General features: G+C 53.5%; 23 protein-coding genes. 9 read left to right on the top strand and 14 right to left on the bottom strand.

Translation table 11 applies throughout. The features are described from left to right. Positions 1-44: 44 nt before the first annotated feature. Both ftsH and rlmE read right to left on the bottom strand, forming a co-directional pair. A complete protein-coding gene (gene ftsH / locus OGX81_RS07110) occupies positions 45-1,979 on the bottom strand; it encodes an ATP-dependent zinc metalloprotease FtsH (protein ID WP_012135310.1) in 1,935 nt (644 codons plus the stop codon). A gap of 99 nt (positions 1,980-2,078) precedes the next feature. Next, entirely contained in the window at positions 2,079-2,708 is a 630-nt protein-coding gene (gene rlmE / locus OGX81_RS07105) for a 23S rRNA (uridine(2552)-2'-O)-methyltransferase RlmE (protein WP_000145975.1), read from the bottom strand. A 126-nt stretch (positions 2,709-2,834) separates the two neighbouring features. Between rlmE and yhbY the strand changes: the two genes are divergently transcribed. Further along, positions 2,835-3,128: a ribosome assembly RNA-binding protein YhbY gene (yhbY, locus tag OGX81_RS07100; protein WP_004139797.1), complete on the top strand. Its 294-nt coding sequence runs from the start codon at positions 2,835-2,837 to the stop codon at positions 3,126-3,128. 155 nt (positions 3,129-3,283) lie between these two features. Here the strand turns inward: yhbY and greA are convergent, their stop codons facing one another. Next, positions 3,284-3,760: a transcription elongation factor GreA gene (greA, locus tag OGX81_RS07095; RefSeq protein WP_012135312.1), complete on the bottom strand. Its 477-nt coding sequence runs from the start codon at positions 3,758-3,760 to the stop codon at positions 3,284-3,286. Positions 3,761-4,007: 247 nt separating this feature from the next. Between greA and dacB the strand changes: the two genes are divergently transcribed. Then, positions 4,008-5,441 carry a serine-type D-Ala-D-Ala carboxypeptidase gene (gene dacB, locus OGX81_RS07090; RefSeq protein WP_049010979.1) on the top strand — a complete coding sequence of 478 codons (1,434 nt, stop codon included), beginning with the start codon at positions 4,008-4,010 and terminating at the stop codon, positions 5,439-5,441. Between the two features lie 95 nt (positions 5,442-5,536). On the opposite strand, the gene cgtA is transcribed toward dacB, so the two are convergent. The 4 genes from cgtA to rplU all read right to left on the bottom strand — a co-directional run bounded on the left by cgtA (position 5,537) and on the right by rplU (position 8,375). Next, positions 5,537-6,709 carry an Obg family GTPase CgtA gene (gene cgtA / locus OGX81_RS07085; protein ID WP_012135316.1) on the bottom strand — a complete coding sequence of 391 codons (1,173 nt, stop codon included), beginning with the start codon at positions 6,707-6,709 and terminating at the stop codon, positions 5,537-5,539. A gap of 15 nt (positions 6,710-6,724) precedes the next feature. Next, positions 6,725-7,690 carry a DMT family transporter gene (locus OGX81_RS07080; protein ID WP_104868137.1) on the bottom strand — a complete coding sequence of 322 codons (966 nt, stop codon included), beginning with the start codon at positions 7,688-7,690 and terminating at the stop codon, positions 6,725-6,727. A gap of 96 nt (positions 7,691-7,786) precedes the next feature. After that, the gene (gene rpmA / locus OGX81_RS07075) at positions 7,787-8,044 is read right to left on the bottom strand and encodes a 50S ribosomal protein L27 (RefSeq protein ID WP_012135319.1); all 258 of its coding nucleotides are present in this window, start codon (positions 8,042-8,044) and stop codon (positions 7,787-7,789) included. A gap of 19 nt (positions 8,045-8,063) precedes the next feature. Beyond that, entirely contained in the window at positions 8,064-8,375 is a 312-nt protein-coding gene (gene rplU / locus OGX81_RS07070; protein WP_000271396.1) for a 50S ribosomal protein L21, read from the bottom strand. Between the two features lie 258 nt (positions 8,376-8,633). Here rplU and ispB point away from each other — a divergent pair, with 258 nt between their 5' ends. Both ispB and sfsB read left to right on the top strand, forming a co-directional pair. Then, positions 8,634-9,605, top strand: coding sequence for an octaprenyl diphosphate synthase (ispB, locus tag OGX81_RS07065; protein WP_047460989.1), 972 nt, complete (start codon positions 8,634-8,636; stop codon positions 9,603-9,605). Between the two features lie 235 nt (positions 9,606-9,840). Then, positions 9,841-10,113, top strand: coding sequence for a DNA-binding transcriptional regulator SfsB (gene sfsB / locus OGX81_RS07060; protein WP_012135321.1), 273 nt, complete (start codon positions 9,841-9,843; stop codon positions 10,111-10,113). A gap of 70 nt (positions 10,114-10,183) precedes the next feature. Here sfsB and murA read toward each other — a convergent pair whose 3' ends face one another. From murA to mlaF, 7 genes are all read right to left on the bottom strand, one after another. Continuing rightward, positions 10,184-11,443 (bottom strand): UDP-N-acetylglucosamine 1-carboxyvinyltransferase, encoded by a 1,260-nt coding sequence (gene murA, locus OGX81_RS07055; protein ID WP_012135322.1) that lies wholly within the window; start codon positions 11,441-11,443, stop codon positions 10,184-10,186. Between the two features lie 53 nt (positions 11,444-11,496). Continuing rightward, positions 11,497-11,751 (bottom strand): BolA family iron metabolism protein IbaG, encoded by a 255-nt coding sequence (gene ibaG, locus OGX81_RS07050; protein WP_024130986.1) that lies wholly within the window; start codon positions 11,749-11,751, stop codon positions 11,497-11,499. A gap of 169 nt (positions 11,752-11,920) precedes the next feature. Continuing rightward, the gene (mlaB, locus tag OGX81_RS07045; protein ID WP_049010395.1) at positions 11,921-12,214 is read right to left on the bottom strand and encodes a lipid asymmetry maintenance protein MlaB; all 294 of its coding nucleotides are present in this window, start codon (positions 12,212-12,214) and stop codon (positions 11,921-11,923) included. Next, positions 12,214-12,849 (bottom strand): phospholipid-binding protein MlaC, encoded by a 636-nt coding sequence (gene mlaC / locus OGX81_RS07040; protein ID WP_012135325.1) that lies wholly within the window; start codon positions 12,847-12,849, stop codon positions 12,214-12,216. The genes mlaB and mlaC overlap by 1 nt, the downstream gene beginning before the upstream one ends. A gap of 18 nt (positions 12,850-12,867) precedes the next feature. After that, entirely contained in the window at positions 12,868-13,419 is a 552-nt protein-coding gene (mlaD, locus tag OGX81_RS07035; protein WP_012135326.1) for an outer membrane lipid asymmetry maintenance protein MlaD, read from the bottom strand. A 4-nt stretch (positions 13,420-13,423) separates the two neighbouring features. Beyond that, on the bottom strand, positions 13,424-14,206 hold the full coding sequence (mlaE, locus tag OGX81_RS07030; protein ID WP_047460983.1) for a lipid asymmetry maintenance ABC transporter permease subunit MlaE: 783 nt from the start codon (positions 14,204-14,206) through the stop codon (positions 13,424-13,426). A 7-nt stretch (positions 14,207-14,213) separates the two neighbouring features. Further along, on the bottom strand, positions 14,214-15,026 hold the full coding sequence (gene mlaF / locus OGX81_RS07025; RefSeq protein ID WP_012135328.1) for a phospholipid ABC transporter ATP-binding protein MlaF: 813 nt from the start codon (positions 15,024-15,026) through the stop codon (positions 14,214-14,216). Positions 15,027-15,238: 212 nt separating this feature from the next. Here mlaF and OGX81_RS07020 point away from each other — a divergent pair, with 212 nt between their 5' ends. Genes OGX81_RS07020 through lptA form a run of 5 tightly spaced genes read left to right on the top strand, consistent with a single transcriptional unit; the run spans position 15,239 to position 18,898 of the window. Next, complete coding sequence (locus tag OGX81_RS07020) at positions 15,239-16,216, top strand: calcium/sodium antiporter (protein WP_012135329.1); 978 nt, start codon at positions 15,239-15,241, stop codon at positions 16,214-16,216. 14 nt (positions 16,217-16,230) lie between these two features. Beyond that, a complete protein-coding gene (gene kdsD / locus OGX81_RS07015) occupies positions 16,231-17,217 on the top strand; it encodes an arabinose-5-phosphate isomerase KdsD (protein WP_012135330.1) in 987 nt (328 codons plus the stop codon). Between the two features lie 19 nt (positions 17,218-17,236). Next, entirely contained in the window at positions 17,237-17,803 is a 567-nt protein-coding gene (gene kdsC, locus OGX81_RS07010; RefSeq protein WP_012135331.1) for a 3-deoxy-manno-octulosonate-8-phosphatase KdsC, read from the top strand. Further along, the gene (gene lptC / locus OGX81_RS07005; RefSeq protein WP_012135332.1) at positions 17,800-18,375 is read left to right on the top strand and encodes an LPS export ABC transporter periplasmic protein LptC; all 576 of its coding nucleotides are present in this window, start codon (positions 17,800-17,802) and stop codon (positions 18,373-18,375) included. Before kdsC ends, lptC begins: the two co-directional genes overlap by 4 nt. Next, positions 18,344-18,898: a lipopolysaccharide ABC transporter substrate-binding protein LptA gene (gene lptA, locus OGX81_RS07000; protein ID WP_047460976.1), complete on the top strand. Its 555-nt coding sequence runs from the start codon at positions 18,344-18,346 to the stop codon at positions 18,896-18,898. The genes lptC and lptA overlap by 32 nt, the downstream gene beginning before the upstream one ends. Positions 18,899-18,901 lie beyond the last annotated feature (3 nt).

Below are 18,901 nucleotides of genomic sequence, written 5' to 3'. Positions count from 1 at the left end.
AGCCCCAGGGTTTCGGTGAAGCAGAGTCATCAATAACAGATAACTTATTTGTCGCCTAACTGCTCTGACATGGTGTTGCCTGGGTTCGGCGTACGCGGTTCATCAACCGGGCGCGGCGCACGAGGCGTGCCATTGTTGTCAGAGTTGTTGGTGCCGTTCGGATCTTCCCAGCCAGCCGGCGGGCGAACTTCGCGGCGCGCCATCAGGTCATCAATCTGCGGCGCATCGATGGTCTCATACTTCATGAGCGCATCTTTCATTGCATGCAGGATGTCCATATTGTCATTCAGGATCTGACGAGCACGATTGTAGTTACGTTCAATCAGCGCTTTCACTTCCTGGTCGATGATACGCGCGGTTTCATCAGACATGTGTTTGGCTTTCGCAACGCTACGCCCCAGGAACACTTCACCCTCTTCCTCTGCATACAGCAGCGGACCGAGCTTATCGGAGAAGCCCCACTGGGTGACCATGTTACGCGCCAGGTTAGTCGCGACTTTAATGTCGTTCGACGCACCGGTAGAAACATGCTCTACGCCATAGATGATCTCTTCCGCCAGACGACCGCCGTACAACGTGGAGATCTGGCTTTCCAGTTTCTGACGGCTGGCGCTAATCGCGTCGCCTTCAGGCAGGAAGAAGGTCACACCCAGCGCACGACCGCGCGGAATAATCGTCACTTTATGCACCGGATCGTGCTCTGGAACAAGGCGACCAATAATCGCATGGCCTGCTTCGTGGTAAGCGGTAGATTCTTTCTGCGCTTCCGTCATCACCATGGAGCGGCGTTCCGCACCCATCATGATTTTGTCTTTCGCTTTCTCGAACTCAACCATGGATACCACACGCTTGTTGCCACGGGCAGCAAACAGTGCCGCTTCGTTCACAAGGTTCGCCAGATCGGCGCCAGAGAAGCCTGGCGTGCCGCGTGCGATGATTGCCGCATCGATATCCGGCGCCAGCGGTACGCGACGCATATGCACTTTCAGGATCTGCTCACGACCACGCACGTCTGGCAGACCTACCACGACCTGACGGTCGAAACGGCCAGGACGCAGCAGCGCAGGGTCAAGTACGTCTGGACGGTTAGTCGCCGCGATAACGATGATACCTTCGTTACCTTCAAAGCCGTCCATCTCAACCAGCATCTGGTTCAATGTCTGTTCACGTTCATCATGACCGCCGCCCAGACCCGCGCCACGCTGGCGGCCTACGGCGTCGATTTCATCGATGAAGATAATGCACGGCGCCGCTTTCTTAGCCTGTTCGAACATGTCACGCACACGAGATGCGCCAACACCGACGAACATTTCGACAAAGTCAGAACCGGAAATCGTAAAGAACGGGACTTTCGCTTCGCCTGCGATAGCTTTCGCCAGCAGGGTTTTACCCGTACCCGGAGGACCGACCATCAGGACGCCTTTCGGGATTTTACCGCCCAGCTTCTGGAAGCGGCTTGGTTCACGCAGATACTCGACCAGCTCAGCCACTTCTTCTTTCGCTTCGTCACAACCTGCGACATCGGCAAAAGTGGTTTTGATCTGATCTTCCGTCAGCATGCGCGCTTTACTCTTACCGAACGACATGGCGCCTTTGCCACCGCCGCCCTGCATCTGACGCATGAAGAAGATCCAGACGCCGATCAGCAACAGCATCGGGAACCAGGAAATAAAGATTGAAGCCAGCAGGCTCGGCTCTTCAGGTGGTTCGCCAACAACCTTGACGTTTTTGGTCAGCAGGTTATCAAGCAGCTTCGGATCGTTAACCGGAATGTAGGTCGTGTAACGGTTACTATCTTTCTTGGTAACGTTGATCTCACGTCCGTTGATACGCGCTTCACGAACCTGGTCCTGGTTGACCTCTTGCAGGAAGGTAGAGTAATCCACCTTACGGCCATTAGACTCGCTGGGCCCAAAGCTCTGGAATACTGACATCAGCACAACGGCAATGACCAGCCAGAGTATTAGGTTTTTCGCCATGTCACTCAAGGGATTAACCTCTTATTACAACTGTGTTAAAAACAGCGTCAGGATACTCTATATCCAGCTTCTTTCAAACTTTCGTCTGAAATCCCCCGGTTATGGTTTTCGCCCGGTCGCTACAATATACACTTCGCGTGAACGCGCACGCGAAGAGTCCGGCTTACGAACTTTAACCTTCGTAAACAGGGAGCGAATTTCCCTTAGGTACTCATCGAAACCTTCGCCCTGGAACACCTTCACTACAAAACTTCCACCTGGCGCCAGCACATCACGACACATTTCTAACGCCAGTTCCACCAGATACATGGCGCGGGGGATATCCACCGCCGGTGTTCCGCTCATGTTTGGTGCCATATCTGACATGACAACTTGTACTTTACTGTCACCCACGCGTTCCAGCAGCGCTTTCATAACAAGTTCATCACGAAAATCGCCCTGAAGAAAGTCCACACCAACGATAGGATCCATAGGTAAAAGATCGCAAGCGATGATACGGCCTTTGCCGCCAATCTGCGTGACCACATACTGTGACCAGCCTCCCGGCGCAGCACCGAGGTCGACAACCGTCATCCCCGGCTTAAAAAGTTTGTCACTTTGCTGTATTTCATCAAGTTTAAACCAGGCACGGGAACGTAACCCCTTTTTCTGCGCCTGTTGAACATATTTATCGCTAAAGTGTTCCTGAAGCCAGCGACTCGAGCTGGCAGAACGCTTTTTACCTGTCATTTAACTTTCCCATCGGGGCAATTCATCGTTACCCGTAGCGTAAATTTTTACGCGCTCATTTGGTGATATATGGGAGATGGCGGTAGAATGACCCGTTTTCAATCCCAACGTAAGCAAAAATATACGATGAATCTGAGTACTAAACAAAAACAGCACCTGAAAGGTCTGGCACATCCGCTCAAGCCGGTAGTTATGCTTGGCAACAATGGTTTGACCGAAGGGGTACTGGCCGAGATTGAACAAGCGTTAGAGCACCATGAACTTATCAAGGTGAAGATCGCCTCGGAAGATCGCGAAACCAAAACCTTGATCGTGGAAGCTATCGTACGCGAAACCGGCGCCTGTAACGTACAGGTCATCGGTAAAACGCTGGTACTTTATCGCCCAACTAAAGAACGTAAAATCTCGCTGCCACGCTAAGAATATCCTAAAGTCGAACACAAAATCTGTGTAAAACGAGGGGTTTTCCGCAAGCAGGAGAGCAAAATGCCACGCTCTCTTCGTTGATAAAAGGCCGCATAGCGGCCTTTTTCCTTTCTTTACAATACATCAACATCTTGAGTATTGGGTAATTCTTACAGGTATTCCACCTTAATCACTTCGTATTCCACTTCGCCGCCAGGCGTTTTGATGGTCACGACGTCATCCTGCTCTTTGCCAACCAGGCCGCGCGCGATAGGTGAATTCACGGAAATCAGGTTCTGTTTAAAATCCGCTTCGTCATCGCCGACAATACGCCAGGTCTGCTCTTCATCGTTATCGAGATTCAGAACAGTTACCGTTGCGCCGAAAACAACACGTCCGTTGTTCGGCATCTTCGTCACGTCGATCACCTGCGCATTCGACAGCTTCGCCTCGATATCCTTGATACGTCCTTCGCAGAAACCCTGCTGTTCACGCGCAGCGTGATACTCGGCGTTCTCTTTCAGGTCGCCATGCTCACGCGCTTCCGCGATAGCGGCGATGATTTCAGGACGGCGCACAGATTTCAGAAAATCCAGCTCTTCGCGCAGTTTTTCGGCACCACGTAAAGTCATCGGAATAGCTTGCATTTGTTATACCTCTTGAACATTCCTGTAGGGGGTGATTGACCCCGCCTCGGCTGCTAAGCCTGCTCCGGTATGCGTTCTACCAAAGCCAGAAGCAAAAAAATACCGACCCGGGTACAAAGCCCCAGGTCAGCTACAATTCTCAATTTGATACGTATTTTACCCTGGAGTTCCCTATGGGTCATCGTTTACTTTCCAGGGCATTGCGCCGTAGTATGACGGCTTGTTTCCAGGTTGTTAGCGCGAGATTATGCGATTTTCCAGATTTATCATCGGATTGACCACCAGTATAGCGTTCAGCGTCCAGGCCGCGAATGTTGATGAATACATCAATCAGCTCCCTGATGGGGCCAACCTTGCTTTCATGGCTCAGAAGGTCGGCGCGTCCACGCCCGCGATTGATTACCATAGCCAGCAGATGGCGCTGCCCGCCAGTACGCAAAAAGTGATCACGGCCCTCGCGGCATTGATTCAGCTCGGCCCCGATTTTCGTTTTACCACCACGCTGGAGACAAAAGGCAACGTGGACAATGGCGTCTTAAAAGGGGACTTAGTGGCGCGATTTGGTGCCGATCCGACGCTAAAACGCCAGGATATTCGCAATATGGTCGCGACGCTGAAAAAATCCGGCGTGACGCAAATTGCGGGAAATGTGCTCATCGACACCTCCATTTTCGCCAGCCATGATAAAGCGCCAGGCTGGCCCTGGAATGACATGACGCAATGTTTTAGCGCACCACCCGCAGCCGCCATTGTCGATCGCAACTGCTTTTCCATCTCCCTCTACAGCGCGCAAAAACCGAATGACTTAGCGTATATTCGCGTGGCGTCCTATTACCCGGTGACCATGTTCAGTCAGGTTCGCACTCTCCCACGCGGCTCTGCGGAAGCGCAATACTGTGAGCTGGATGTCGTTCCGGGGGATTTAAACCGCTTCACGCTGACAGGCTGCCTGCCGCAGCGCGCCGAACCGTTACCGCTAGCCTTCGCCATTCAGGACGGCGCCAGCTATGCCGGAGCGATCCTGAAAGACGAGTTAAAACAAGCAGGTATTACCTACAGTGGTACGCTGTTACGCCAGACGCAGGTCAACGAACCCGGAACGGTGGTTGCCAGCAAGCAGTCTGCGCCGCTGCATGATTTGCTTAAGATTATGCTGAAAAAATCGGACAACATGATTGCCGATACCGTCTTTCGCATGATCGGCCACGCACGCTTCAACGTTCCCGGCACATGGCGGGCGGGATCTGATGCCGTACGCCAGATCCTGCGTCAGCAGGCTGGCGTTGATATTGGCAATACCATCATCGCTGACGGTTCGGGCCTCTCTCGCCACAACCTGATTGCCCCGGCCACCATGATGCAGGTGCTGCAATACATCGCCCAACACGACAACGAGCTGAACTTTATCTCCATGCTGCCGCTGGCGGGATATGACGGCTCTCTGCAATACCGTGCGGGTCTGCATCAGGCTGGGGTCGATGGTAAAGTTTCGGCGAAAACAGGCTCGCTGCAAGGGGTCTATAATCTGGCGGGATTTATTACAACGGCAAGTGGGCAACGGATGGCGTTTGTTCAGTATCTTTCCGGGTATGCCGTTACGCCAGCTGACCAGCGCAATCGTCGAATTCCGTTAGTACGTTTTGAAAGCCGGTTGTACAAAGATCTTTATCAGAACAACTAGGTGAGGATAGTGCCGGATGGCGGCGCTTTGCGCCTTATCCGGCCTACTATCCGTAAGCCCGGTAAGCGTAAGCACCACCGGGCATTTGAACCATATTAACGCTTGTAGATGAACTCGACGCCTTCTTCGTCGTCTTCGTCCCAGTCGTCATCCCAGTCATCTTCCGCTTCATCTTCGACTTCAGCGAGCTGCTGACGGTGATAATCGTCCCACATGAACTCCACTTTCTCCGGCTGCTTCGCTTCATCAGCCTGAACGATGGGGTTCTCAATGATAAAGGTCATCACATCCCAGCAGAGATCTTTCACGCCAGTCTGGCTGGCAGCGGAAATCATGTAGTACTTATCTTCCCAGCCCAGCGCCTGCGCGATAGCTTTCGCTTTTTCTTCCGCTTCGGCCTGGTCCAGCAAATCAATTTTGTTGAACACTAACCAGCGCGGCTTAGCAGCCAGATCCTGACTGTATTTTTCCAGTTCGCCGATAATGATACGGGCGTTTTCCACCGGATCGGAACCGTCGATCGGATCGATATCAATAAGGTGCAGCAGTACGCGGCAACGTTCCAGGTGCTTCAGGAAGCGAATCCCCAGACCCGCGCCTTCCGCCGCGCCTTCAATCAGCCCCGGAATATCGGCAACCACAAAGCTCTTTTCGTTGTCCATACGCACAACGCCAAGGCTCGGCACCAGAGTGGTAAACGGATAGTCCGCCACTTTCGGTTTTGCCGCAGATACCGCGCGGATAAAGGTTGATTTACCGGCATTTGGCATACCCAGCATACCCACGTCCGCCAGCAGCATCAGCTCCAGCATCAAATCACGCTTATCGCCCGGCGTACCCATCGTTTTCTGACGCGGAGTGCGGTTAACAGAGGACTTAAAGCGGGTATTGCCCAGGCCGTGCCAGCCGCCTTTGGCAACCATCAGACGCTGACCGTGTTTGGTCATATCGCCCATGGTTTCGCCGGTGCCCTGATCGATAACACGCGTACCGACAGGCACTTTGATCGTGACATCTTTCCCACGTTTACCGGTGCAGTCACGGCTTGCGCCATTCTGACCACGTTCAGCACGGAACGATTTTTCAAAGCGATAATCGATCAGCGTGTTCAGGTTTTCGTCGGCTTCCAGCCAGACGTCGCCACCATCGCCGCCATCACCGCCATCCGGGCCGCCTTTCGGGATGTATTTTTCGCGGCGGAAGCTCACGCAACCATTGCCGCCATCGCCAGCAACGACCAGAATCGATGCTTCATCAACAAACTTCATTTTACTCTCCGTAAATCATTCGCCTGAGCGGGGTTGCGAAACCACCGTTTCATGCTTGCGTAAACCGCCCCAAATACGATGACCAATGGCGGAATACATCGCGCCCGCAACCACGACAAACGCACCGAGATAACCTAAAAGGTTTAACATCGGTCTGGCGAAGAAATCGGGCCAGGCCATAGATAATAGATCTGAAAATAACAGCGTAAACAGCGGAGTGAGCGTGATTAACGCACTCACCTGCGCTGCCTGCCAACGCGCCATCGCTTCCGCCAGGGCGCCATATCCTACCAGCGTATTCAGCCCACAGAAAATCAAACACGCGAGCTGCCAGTCGCTTAACTGCGAGATAACCCCCGGCTTCGCCAGCGGCAATAACGCAATCGTACATAAAGTGTACAGTAAAAACAGGATCTGCTGTGAGGCCAGACGACGCAATAACACCTTTTGCGCGACGCCATAACTCACCCAGACCGTCGCCGCACCGACCCCAAAGATCACACCCCAGGTGTAATCAGTCAGTTTGGTAAAAATCTCGATCAGACTGGTATTAAAGAACATCACCAGCCCACAAAGCAGCATGAGCGCGCCAATCACCTGCGTGCCGCGCATCTTTTCTTTCAAAATAAAGACGCTGGCGACCATCATGCCAACCGGTGACAGTTGACCGATAACCTGCGATGCCGTCGGACTCAAATATTGCAGGGAAGAGCTGAACAGGATGAAATTCCCGAAAAGTCCACCTGTTGCAATCGCCAGCAACACCAGCCAGCGCGGTTTGCGAAAAATACGCAATGGCGGGAGCTTTCTTTTAACTGCCAGGATCGCGCCGAGGCCGATACTCGCCATTAAAAAGCGATAGAAGACAATGGTTGGAGGTTCCATCACCTCCAGCACCTGCTTCATTGCAATTGGCAAGGCGCCCCAACACATTGCAGTGGTGAGTGCTAAAAGGATGCCAATGCCAGCCTGCTGCTTCATGCCCGTTTTCCCTACAAGAAAATTTTCCGGGTTTTCAATGTAAAAAGCCCCGCAACACGTTGCGGGGCTTTAATCCGTTACCGGACCACGAAGAACTTACTCAGCAACGATGCTGATGTATTTACGGTTGTTCGGGCCTTTAACTTCGAATTTCACTTTACCGTCTGCTTTAGCAAACAGAGTGTGGTCACGACCGCAACCTACGTTAGTGCCAGCGTGGAATTTGGTGCCACGTTGACGAACGATGATGCTACCCGCCAGAACGGTTTCGCCACCGAAACGCTTAACGCCCAGGCGTTTAGCTTCTGAATCGCGACCGTTACGAGTTGAGCCGCCAGCCTTTTTATGTGCCATTTAAATCTCTCCTCAGGTCTTAGGCGCTGATGCCAGTAATTTTCACATCAGTGAACCACTGACGGTGGCCTTGCTGCTTACGATAGTGTTTACGACGACGAAACTTAACGATTTTAACTTTCTCGCCACGACCGTGAGCAACAACTTCAGCTTTGATTACGCCGCCATCAACGAAAGGAACGCCGATTTTGACTTCTTCACCGTTTGCGATCATCAGAACTTCAGCGAACTCAATAGTTTCGCCAGTTGCGATGTCCAGCTTTTCCAGGCGAACGGTCTGACCTTCGCTTACTCGGTGTTGTTTACCACCACTTTGGAAAACCGCGTACATAAAAAACTCCGCTTCCGCGCACGCCTTTTCAATGATTCAGAGTGCGCTATAAATATTCACAATAGGGCGCGAATATTACGCAAAACGCGAGCCTTTGACAAGTGCTACCGTCAATACATGAAGAAAAAAAACACAACGTGTACGGTAACGTTTATCTGCGCCGTTTTTTCAGTACAATCAGCATATATTCCTAACCCTAAACCCTTAGTTATCTCATCCCATGATGAGTTAATCGGGGCGATAAGCCCGGCTTTTGCGATGAATTTAGAAAAAATCAATGAGTTAACCGCGCAAGATATGGCGGGTGTCAATGCGACAATCCTTGAACAGCTCAATTCCGACGTCCAACTGATCAATCAGTTAGGGTATTACATCGTTAGCGGCGGCGGAAAACGTATCCGCCCGATGATTGCCGTACTCGCTGCGCGCGCCGTTGGTTATCAGGAAAATGCGCACGTCACGATCGCTGCCTTAATCGAGTTTATCCACACCGCCACCCTGCTACACGACGATGTTGTGGATGAATCCGATATGCGTCGTGGGAAGGCAACGGCGAATGCGGCATTTGGCAACGCCGCCAGCGTCCTGGTCGGTGATTTTATCTACACCCGCGCGTTCCAGATGATGACCAGCCTTGGCTCGCTGAAAGTGCTGGAAGTAATGTCAGAAGCGGTGAACGTCATCGCCGAAGGCGAAGTGCTGCAACTGATGAACGTCAACGACCCGGACATCACCGAAGAAAATTACATGCGCGTGATTTACAGCAAAACGGCGCGCCTGTTTGAAGCTGCGGCGCAGTGTTCCGGTATTCTTGCAGGCTGCACTCCTGAGCAGGAAAAAGGGTTGCAGGATTATGGTCGTTATCTCGGTACGGCCTTTCAGCTGATTGACGATTTACTCGATTACAGCGCTGATGGCGAGCAGTTAGGTAAAAATGTCGGCGATGACCTCAACGAAGGAAAACCAACGCTGCCGCTGCTGCACGCTATGCGTAACGGTACGCCAGAGCAGGCACAAATGATCCGTACCGCCATTGAACAAGGCAATGGTCGCCACCTTCTGGAACCCGTTCTGGAAGCTATGACCGCCTGCGGTTCACTGGAATGGACGCGTCAGCGTGCAGAAGACGAGGCCGATAAAGCCATCGCCGCCCTACAGATTCTGCCTGATACGCCGTGGCGCGAAGCCCTGATCGGTCTGGCGCACATCGCCGTACAACGCGATCGTTAACCCTCCCTTCTCATCCCGTGCTTTGCGCGGGATGAATCTTTAAGTTCCAGTAAATTCCAGTTACTCATTTCTTTTCCGGCCCTTTTCCCATCGCACGTATGCTGTCACATTTTATGAATATGCATACTCTTTACAGGAACATATTAGAGCAATACTATCACCTGGCGTATAGTATTTCTCACAGGCTGATTATCCAGGCCGCAAGCGACTGACTGACCGAAGGAGTGAGGGAATAATGGAAAATAAACTCATTGACTGGCATCCCGCAGACATCATTGCCGGATTACGTAAAAAAGGGACATCTATGGCGGCGGAATCACGCAAGAATGGATTAAGTTCCTCGACGCTGGCAAACGCCCTGACCCGACCGTGGCCGAAAGGAGAGCTCATCATTGCGAAGGCACTGGGTACAGAACCCTGGGTGATCTGGCCGTCGCGCTATCATGACCCAGAAACCCATGAGTTCATTGACAGAACACGTCTGATGCGGGCTCGAAAAGGGAAATAGAGAAGTAAGGAACGGATAACGCTCTGAACGGTAGCCCCCGAACAGGGGCTACCAGTGCATGAGGAAAAAATTACTCGCCTTTCACACGCTCAATATTCGCGCCCAGCGCGCGCAGTTTGTCTTCAATGCGCTCATAGCCACGATCGATGTGATAAATACGATCGACCAGCGTCGTGCCTTCTGCAATGCATCCCGCCAGCACCAGGCTCGCAGACGCACGCAAGTCGGTCGCCATCACCTGCGCCCCGGAGAGTTTTTCAACGCCGTGGCAAATCACGGTGTTGCTCTCGATTTCCGCGTGCGCGCCCATACGGATCAGTTCAGGCACATGCATAAAGCGGTTTTCGAAAATGGTTTCCGTGATGAAACCCGTCCCTTCCGCGACAAGGTTCAGCAGCGTGAACTGCGCCTGCATATCGGTCGGGAAAGCCGGGTGCGGCGCGGTGCGCACATTCACAGCTTTCGGACGCTGGCCATGCATGTCCAGGCTGATCCAGTCTTCACCGGTTTCAATATCCGCTCCGGCGTCACGCAGTTTAGCCAGTACGGCATCCAGCGTATCCGGCTGCGCGTTACGGCAGACGATTTTACCGCCGGAAATCGCCGCCGCGACCAGGAAGGTGCCGGTTTCAATGCGATCGGGCAGAACACGGTATACGCCGCCGCCCAGACGCTCAACGCCCTCAATGGTAATACGATCGGTGCCCTGACCGCTGATCTTCGCTCCCAACGTCACCAGGAAGTTCGCGGTATCGACGATCTCCGGCTCACGCGCGGCGTTTTCAATCACGGTGGTCCCTTCGGCCAGCGTTGCCGCAGACATGATGGTCACCGTCGCACCGACGCTGACTTTGTCCATCACGATATGCGCGCCTTTCAGACGACCATTAACAGACGCCTTCACATAGCCTTCTTCCAGCTTGATCTCAGCGCCCAATTGTTCCAGGCCGGTGATGTGCAGATCGACCGGACGCGCGCCGATGGCGCAGCCGCCTGGCAGAGAAACCTGTCCCTGACCAAAACGCGCAACCAGCGGCCCCAGCGCCCAAATCGACGCGCGCATGGTTTTTACCAGTTCGTAAGGCGCGCAGAAGATGTTGACCTGGCTGGCGTCGATCCAGACAGAACCGTTACGTTCCACTTTCGTTCCAAGCTGGCTGAGCAGTTTCATCGTCGTATCGATGTCTTTCAGCTTTGGAACGTTCTGGATCTCTACCGGCTCTTCTGCCAGCAGCGCCGCGAAAAGGATCGGCAATGCGGCATTTTTAGCGCCTGAAATTGTGACTTCGCCCTGGAGCGTTGTCGGCCCCTGTACACGAAATTTATCCATTATTCTGTTCTCTGTTAAGAATTCATATCTGCTACCGGCGTGTCGCCCGTCGCTCAAAAACCGTTAAGTTTGCGATCGCGTTCCCATTCCGCTGGGGTATACGCTTTGATCGATACGGCATGGATACGGTTATCCGCAATAAACTCCATCAACGGGCCGTAAACAGACTGCTGCTTCTTGACCCGGCTCATGCCGTCAAACATCTCACCCACGGCGATAACCTGAAAGTGACTGCCATCGCCAGAGACGTGGACTTCCTGGAGGGAGAGTGCGCTCATCAGCACGCTCTGAATTTCATGATTTTCCATGGGCTCTTCATTCGTCAAATAGGGAAAACAGCCCAACATCTTAGAGCAAAGTGGCGCTGTCATAAATAAGCAAAAAGCCCAGCTGATAAATCAGGCAAGGCTTTGGTGGCAAATCCCACTTAGGGGTTTTGCCGGATGGCGGCACAAGGCCTTATCCGGCCTACAAAAATTAACGTGGAAGCACGTCAGCAGGCAAATTATAGAGCTTCGCCAGCGTGTAAACCTTCTCGTTTACCCCTTGCAGCGAAACGCTGTTGCCCTGTCGTTTCGCCTGATCGACAAGATGCACCAGTAACGCCAGACCACCGGTATCCACCCGGGAGACCTGGCTCAGATCGATGCAGGTTACGCCTTTCATCGCATCAACGCGCGCATCCCACAGAGGGTTCAGCACGTCCTGGTCCAGCTCCCCCGCTAATGCCAGCGTGTCACCTTCGCGCGTCCAGCTAAGTGACTGCGTCATTATTTTTTCTCTTCCAGCGAAATTTTCTGACGAGAAATTGACTGCAACTGCGCGGTCAGGCCGTCGATGCCTTTGGTACGCAGCAGATCGCTCCACTCATTCTGTTTTGTGGTGATCATGCTGACGCCTTCCGCGATCATGTCATAAGCCTGCCAGTTACCGGTCTGGGTGTTTTTACGCCACTGGAAATCCAGTCGAACCGGAGGACGGCCATTCGGATCGATGATCGTCACGCGGATCGGCACGATGGTCGCATTGCCCAGCGGTTGTTCCGGCGCAATCTGGTAAGTCTGGCCGTGGTACATTGCCAGCGCCTGACCATAAGCCTGTTTCAGGTATTCACGGAACGCCGCGAAATAGGCGTCACGCTGCGCCGGCGTCGCCTCCCGGTAGTAACGACCCAGTACCAGCGCGCCCGCGTATTTCACCTGCACATACGGCAGCAGTTCCTGGTCAACGACGTCGCGCAGGTAATCCGGGTTGGCACGGATTTTCGGCTGTTCGTTTTTCAGACGATCGAAGGTTTTCTGCGCCGCCTCATTCATCAATTTATACGGGTTAGTCTGGTCCGCCGCGGTTGCCGCGCTCAACGGTGCAATGACCAGCAGCGCTACCATCATTAATCGCTTAAACATACATCGATTCTCCTGTGATTAATTTGTTGCGCCCGCAGGCGGTGTCGCTTCATTATTGCCTTCAGTTGGCGCTGGCGCATCGCCAGAATTCTTATTGTCGTCCCCTTTACTGTTGTAAAGGAACTGACCAATCATGTCTTCAAGCACCATCGCGGACTTGGTGTCCTGAATAGTGTCGCCATCTTTGAGGATAGACGTTCCCAGTTCAGGATCTTCAAACCCGACGTTTAACGCCAGATATTGCTCCCCCAGCAGGCCAGAGGTGCGGATACTCAGCGAACTGGTATCAGGAATGTGGTTATAGCGCTCTTCAATATCCAGCGTGACGCGCGGCAGGTAGGTTTTCGGATCCAGCGAGATATCCGCAACCCGGCCGACAACCACCCCGCCGATGCGCACCGGAGAGCGCGCTTTCAGGCCGCCAATATTGTCGAAGGTCGCATAAATCGTGTAGGTCGGCTCCGTACGCATTGAGGTGACATTGGCCGCTTTCAGGCAAACAAACAGCGCCGCCAGCAACGCAACCAGCAAGAAGATCCCTACCCAAATTTCACTTTTTTTCGTTTGCATGAACTCAATTCCCAAACATCAGTGCGGTCAACACAAAATCCAGCCCCAGAACGGCCAAAGACGAGTGCACAACGGTGCGCGTGGTTGCGCGGCTAATCCCAGCAGAGGTCGGAATCGCGTCATACCCATTGAACAGCGCAATCCACGTTACCGTGATGGCAAACACCACGCTCTTAATCAAACAGTTCACGAGATCCAGACGCCAGTCGACGGCATCCTGCATCGCCGACCAGAAGAAACCGGCATCGATCCCCTTCCAGCTAACGCCAACCAGCGATCCTCCCCAGATGCCAACGGCCACGAAGATAATCGTCAGCAGCGGCAGCGAAATCACCCCCGCCCACAGGCGCGGAGAGATCACCCGACGCAGCGGATCGACGGCCATCATTTCCATACTGGAGAGCTGCTCAGTCGCTCGCATAAGACCAATTTCTGCGGTCAGCGCAGACCCTGCGCGCCCGGCAAACAGCAACGCCGCGACAACCGGCCCCAGTTCACGCAGCAATGAAAGCGCCACCAGCATACCCAGGCTGGTTTCCGCGCTGTAAGTCGTCAGAACCAGATAGCCCTGCAACCCGAGCACCATGCCGATAAAAACGCCAGAGACGATAATAATGAGCATCGACAGGACGCCCACATTATAGAGCTGACGCACCAGCAGTGGCGCATGCTTGCGAAATTCCGGCTTACCAATCACCGCATTGAATAACATTAACCCGGCACGCCCGAACGTTCTGAGGGTTTTGATCCCCCGGTGTCCAAGCGATGCCAGCGCATTTAACAGCATGAGTGGCTTAACTCCCTGTTTCGAGTAAATCGGAGTGATAATCGCCCGCCGGATAGCGGAACGGAACCGGCCCGTCGGCAATACCGTCCAGGAACTGGCGGACGCGCGGGTCGGCATTTTCTTGCAGTTCCTTTGCGCTACCGTGCGCCACGATTTTTTTGTCCGCCATAATCCAGGCGTGATCCGCGATGCTCAGCACCTCCGGCACATCGTGGGACACGACAACGCAGGTTACGCCCAGCGTGCTGTTCAGTTCTGAAATCAGCTTCACCAGTACGCCCATCGTAATCGGGTCCTGACCCACAAACGGCTCATCGAACATAATGAGGTCGGGTTCCAGCGCAATAGCACGGGCTAATGCCGCACGCCGCGCCATCCCCCCGGACAGTTCAGAGGGCATGAGCTTTGCCGCGCCGCGCAGACCAACGGCTTCCAGTTTCATCATCACCGTGCTTTTCAACAGCGGCGCGGGTAAATTCGTGTGCTCCCGCAGCGGGTAGGCTACGTTATCAAACACGTTCATGTCGGTGAACAGCGCCCCCGACTGAAACAGCATGCTCATCCGTTTTCGTACCGTGTACAACCGCGAGCGAGACATAGCAGGTACGTTTTCGCCATCAAACAGTATTTCCCCGCTATCCGGCGGGATCTGTCCGCCAATCAGTCGTAACAGCGTGGTTTTACCGATCCCCGATGGCCCCATGATCGCCGTAATCTTCCCGCGTGGCACGGTCAGGGAAATATTATCGAAAATGCAGCGGTCGCCACGCGAAAAGCTGACGTCGCGCATATCGACTAAATTCGCCACAGACTGACCCATTGATTCATCCTTTGTATCGCCTTGTTGATCTAAGCATGGCGCTGAATTTAGCCATGAACCCAACATATTTACAGAATATTACCTGCCCTGGTTAGCTAAAGCTGGCATTTGTTTTACTTTTTAGCCGCATAAAGTCAAAATTAAGACTTCGTTACGGCTTCCAGAAGATCCCTCCAGTGGACCGGCGAGTATACCTGAAGAAAGGACTTTAGATGCTTTTAGCTACGGCGCTGTTAATTATTGGTTTACTTCTGGTGGTCTACAGCGCCGATCGTCTGGTGTTTGCCGCATCGATTTTGTGTCGGGCAGTGGGGATTCCTCCGCTCATTATCGGGATGACAGTCGTCAGTATCGGAACATCATTACCGGAGATAATTGTCTCGGTTGCCGCGTCGCTTCACGGGCAACTGGACTTAGCCGTAGGCACCGCGCTCGGCTCCAACATCATCAATATCTTGCTGATTCTGGGCCTGGCGGCGCTGTTTCACCCTTTTACCGTGCATTCTGATGTTTTGCGTCGCGAATTGCCGCTAATGTTATTTGTCAGTGTGCTGGCGGGTTCCGTCCTGCACGATGGCGAGCTGAGCCGTAGCGACGGAATCTTTCTTCTGCTGCTGGCCGTGCTATGGCTGCTGTTCATTGTTAAGATCGCGCGCCTGGCGGAGCGGCAAGGAAATGACAGCCTCACCCGGGAGCAGGTGGCGGAGCTGCCGCGCGAAGGCGGCTTACCCGTCGCGTTTTTGTGGCTGGGTATCGCGCTGATTATTATGCCGATGGCGACGCGGATGGTGGTTGATAACGCCACCGTACTGGCGAACTACTTCGCCATGAGCGAACTGACTATCGGCCTGACGGTGATTGCGATTGGCACCAGCCTGCCGGAGCTGGCGACGGCGATCGCGGGCATCCGTAAAGGTGAAAATGATATCGCCATTGGCAACATTATCGGCGCCAATATTTCCAATATCGCCATCGTTCTGGGGCTGCCTGCATTGATTACGCCAGGCGACGTCAACCCGCTGGCGTTTGGGCGTGACTATAGCGTGATGCTGTTAGTGAGCATTGTTTTGGCATTGCTGTGCTGGCGGCGTCCGCGCCAGATTGGTCGGGGCGCAGGCGTGCTGCTGACCGGCGGTTTTATCGTATGGCTGGCGATGCTGTACTGGCTATCGCCGCTTCTTATTGGATAACGGGAAAACGGACTATGTCGCACTTAGCGTTACAACCGGGTTTTGACTTTCAGAAAGCAGGCAAAGACGTCCTGGAGATTGAACGTGAAGGCCTGGCGGAGCTTGATCAATACATCGACCAGAACTTCACGCTCGCCTGTGAAAAAATCTTCTCGTGCACAGGCAAAGTCGTTGTCATGGGGATGGGAAAATCAGGTCATATCGGGCGGAAAATGGCCGCCACCTTTGCCAGCACCGGCACTTCCGCCTTTTTTGTTCACCCGGGCGAGGCCGCGCATGGCGATCTCGGCATGGTCACCTCGCAGGATGTGGTGATCGCGATTTCCAACTCTGGCGAATCCAATGAGATTGCCGCATTAATCCCGGTTCTCAAACGCTTGCAGGTGCCGCTGATTTGTATCACCGGGCGGCCAGAAAGCAGCATGGCGCGTGCGGCGGATGTGCATCTGTGTGTTAAAGTGCCGAAAGAAGCCTGCCCGTTGGGTCTGGCGCCGACCAGCAGCACTACGGCTACGCTGGTCATGGGCGATGCGCTCGCGGTCGCGTTATTAAAAGCCCGCGGCTTTACCGCCGAAGATTTTGCGTTGTCGCATCCGGGCGGCGCACTTGGCCGTAAACTTCTGCTGCGCGTTAACGATATCATGCACACCGGCGATGAAATCCCGCATGTGAATAAAAACGCCAGCCTGCGTGATGCCCTGCTGGAAATTACGCGTAAAAATCTCGGCATGACCGTCATTTGTGATGACACAATGAAGATTGACGGCATCTTTACCGATGGCGACTTGCGTCGTGTTTTCGATATGGGTGTGGATGTTCGCCAGTTAGGGATTGCCGACGTCATGACGCCAGGGGGAATTCGCGTTCGCCCCGGTATTCTCGCCGTTAACGCCCTGAACTTAATGCAGTCCCGTCATATCACCTCCGTTTTGGTTGCTGATGGCGACCAGTTACTGGGTGTGTTACATATGCATGATTTACTGCGTGCAGGCGTAGTGTAGAAACTCAAGGATAAAAGAAATGAGTAAAGCAGGTGCGTCGCTTGCGACCTGTTATGGCCCCGTCAGTACACAGGTTATCGCCCAGGCGGAAAACATCCGTCTGCTCATCCTCGATGTGGATGGCGTGCTGTCTGATGGTCTGATTTATATGGGCAACAACGGTGAAGAGCTGAAGGCCTTTAACGTCCGTGATGGCTACGGCATTCGCTGTGCGCTCACTTCCGGGATTGAGGTCGCTATTATTACCGGACGAAAGGCTAAACTTGTAGAAGATCGCTGTGCCACCCTGGGGATCACGCATCTCTATCAGGGGCAGTCGGACAAACTTATCGCGTTTGGCGACCTGCTCGATAAGCTGGGCGTTGCGCCTGAAAATGTGGCTTACGTCGGTGACGATCTGATCGACTGGCCGGTGATGGAAAAAGTGGGTCTGAGCGTTGCGGTCGCTGATGCGCATCCGCTCCTGATCCCTCGCGCCGACTATGTGACGCATATCGCCGGTGGACGCGGCGCGGTGCGGGAAGTGTGCGATCTACTCTTGCTGGCGCAGGGTAAGCTTGATGAGGCCAAAGGGCAATCGATATGAGTAAAACCAGACGTTGGGTTATCATTCTACTGTCGTTGGCCGTACTGGTGTTGATCGGAATTAATCTGGCGGATAAAGACGATCCTGCTCAGGTTGTGGTGAACACCAGCGATCCGACTTATAAGAGCGAGCATACCGATACGGTCGTCTATAGCCCGGAAGGCGCGTTGAACTATCGTCTTATTGCGCAGCACGTTGAATATTATTCAGAACAGGCGCTTTCGTGGTTTACCCAACCGGTATTAACCACCTTTGATAAAGATAAAGTCCCGACATGGTCGATTAAAGCGGATAAGGCGAAATTGACCGAAGACCGGATGCTCTATCTGTATGGTCACGTTGAAGTCAATGCGCTGGCGCCTGACGCTCAACTACGCAGAATCACGACGGATAACGCGACGATCAACCTGGTGACGCAGGATGTCACCTCTGAAGATCTGGTCACGTTATACGGAACAACATTTAACTCCAGCGGACTGAAAATGCGCGGCAACTTACGCAGCAAGAACGCCGAGCTGATTGAAAAGGTTAGAACCTCCTATGAAATTCAAAACAAACAAACTCAGCCTTAATCTTGTGCTTGCCAGCACACTTCTGGCCGCCAGTCTTCCGGCGTTCGCGGTCACCGGCGATACCGAACAACCGATTCATATTGAATCGGATCAGCAGTCACTGGATATGCAGGGTAACGTGGTGACGTTTACCGGAAATGTCGTCGTGACTCAGGGCACCATCAAAATCAATGCCGACAAAGTGGTCGTCACCCGTCCGGGCGGCGAGCAAGGCAAAGAGGTGATCGACGGCTTCGGCAACCCGGCGACGTTTTATCAGATGCAGGACAACGGCAAGCCGGTAAAAGGCCATGCCCAAAAAATGCATTATGAACTGGCGAAAGATTTCGTCGTCCTGACCGGTAACGCCTACCTGGAGCAGCTCGACAGCAACATCACCGGCGATAAGATCACTTACCTGGTGAAAGAGCAGAAAATGCAGGCGTTCAGCGAAAAAGGCAAACGTGTAACGACGGTTCTGGTGCCGTCGCAGTTGCAGGACAAAAACAAAGACCAGACCCCGGCACAGAAGAAGGGTAACTAATTC

Origin of the sequence: Citrobacter sp. CK206 (genome assembly GCF_030333125.1) — a bacterium.
In the GTDB taxonomy this organism is placed as follows: domain Bacteria; phylum Pseudomonadota; class Gammaproteobacteria; order Enterobacterales; family Enterobacteriaceae; genus Citrobacter_B; species Citrobacter_B koseri.
This window is presented reverse-complemented; position numbering and strand designations above follow the sequence as displayed.

Bases quoted from the DNA above. Each gene is read 5' to 3' on its own strand.
- ftsH (WP_012135310.1), bottom strand. From the start codon at position 1,979: ATGGCGAAAAACCTAATACTCTGGCTGGTCATTGCCGTTGTGCTGATG.
- rlmE (WP_000145975.1), bottom strand. From the start codon at position 2,708: ATGACAGGTAAAAAGCGTTCTGCCAGCTCGAGTCGCTGGCTTCAGGAA.
- yhbY (WP_004139797.1), top strand. From the start codon at position 2,835: ATGAATCTGAGTACTAAACAAAAACAGCACCTGAAAGGTCTGGCACAT.
- greA (WP_012135312.1), bottom strand. From the start codon at position 3,760: ATGCAAGCTATTCCGATGACTTTACGTGGTGCCGAAAAACTGCGCGAA.
- dacB (WP_049010979.1), top strand. From the start codon at position 4,008: ATGCGATTTTCCAGATTTATCATCGGATTGACCACCAGTATAGCGTTC.
- cgtA (WP_012135316.1), bottom strand. From the start codon at position 6,709: ATGAAGTTTGTTGATGAAGCATCGATTCTGGTCGTTGCTGGCGATGGC.
- OGX81_RS07080 (WP_104868137.1), bottom strand. From the start codon at position 7,690: ATGAAGCAGCAGGCTGGCATTGGCATCCTTTTAGCACTCACCACTGCA.
- rpmA (WP_012135319.1), bottom strand. From the start codon at position 8,044: ATGGCACATAAAAAGGCTGGCGGCTCAACTCGTAACGGTCGCGATTCA.
- rplU (WP_000271396.1), bottom strand. From the start codon at position 8,375: ATGTACGCGGTTTTCCAAAGTGGTGGTAAACAACACCGAGTAAGCGAA.
- ispB (WP_047460989.1), top strand. From the start codon at position 8,634: ATGAATTTAGAAAAAATCAATGAGTTAACCGCGCAAGATATGGCGGGT.
- sfsB (WP_012135321.1), top strand. From the start codon at position 9,841: ATGGAAAATAAACTCATTGACTGGCATCCCGCAGACATCATTGCCGGA.
- murA (WP_012135322.1), bottom strand. From the start codon at position 11,443: ATGGATAAATTTCGTGTACAGGGGCCGACAACGCTCCAGGGCGAAGTC.
- ibaG (WP_024130986.1), bottom strand. From the start codon at position 11,751: ATGGAAAATCATGAAATTCAGAGCGTGCTGATGAGCGCACTCTCCCTC.
- mlaB (WP_049010395.1), bottom strand. From the start codon at position 12,214: ATGACGCAGTCACTTAGCTGGACGCGCGAAGGTGACACGCTGGCATTA.
- mlaC (WP_012135325.1), bottom strand. From the start codon at position 12,849: ATGTTTAAGCGATTAATGATGGTAGCGCTGCTGGTCATTGCACCGTTG.
- mlaD (WP_012135326.1), bottom strand. From the start codon at position 13,419: ATGCAAACGAAAAAAAGTGAAATTTGGGTAGGGATCTTCTTGCTGGTT.
- mlaE (WP_047460983.1), bottom strand. From the start codon at position 14,206: ATGCTGTTAAATGCGCTGGCATCGCTTGGACACCGGGGGATCAAAACC.
- mlaF (WP_012135328.1), bottom strand. From the start codon at position 15,026: ATGGGTCAGTCTGTGGCGAATTTAGTCGATATGCGCGACGTCAGCTTT.
- OGX81_RS07020 (WP_012135329.1), top strand. From the start codon at position 15,239: ATGCTTTTAGCTACGGCGCTGTTAATTATTGGTTTACTTCTGGTGGTC.
- kdsD (WP_012135330.1), top strand. From the start codon at position 16,231: ATGTCGCACTTAGCGTTACAACCGGGTTTTGACTTTCAGAAAGCAGGC.
- kdsC (WP_012135331.1), top strand. From the start codon at position 17,237: ATGAGTAAAGCAGGTGCGTCGCTTGCGACCTGTTATGGCCCCGTCAGT.
- lptC (WP_012135332.1), top strand. From the start codon at position 17,800: ATGAGTAAAACCAGACGTTGGGTTATCATTCTACTGTCGTTGGCCGTA.
- lptA (WP_047460976.1), top strand. From the start codon at position 18,344: ATGAAATTCAAAACAAACAAACTCAGCCTTAATCTTGTGCTTGCCAGC.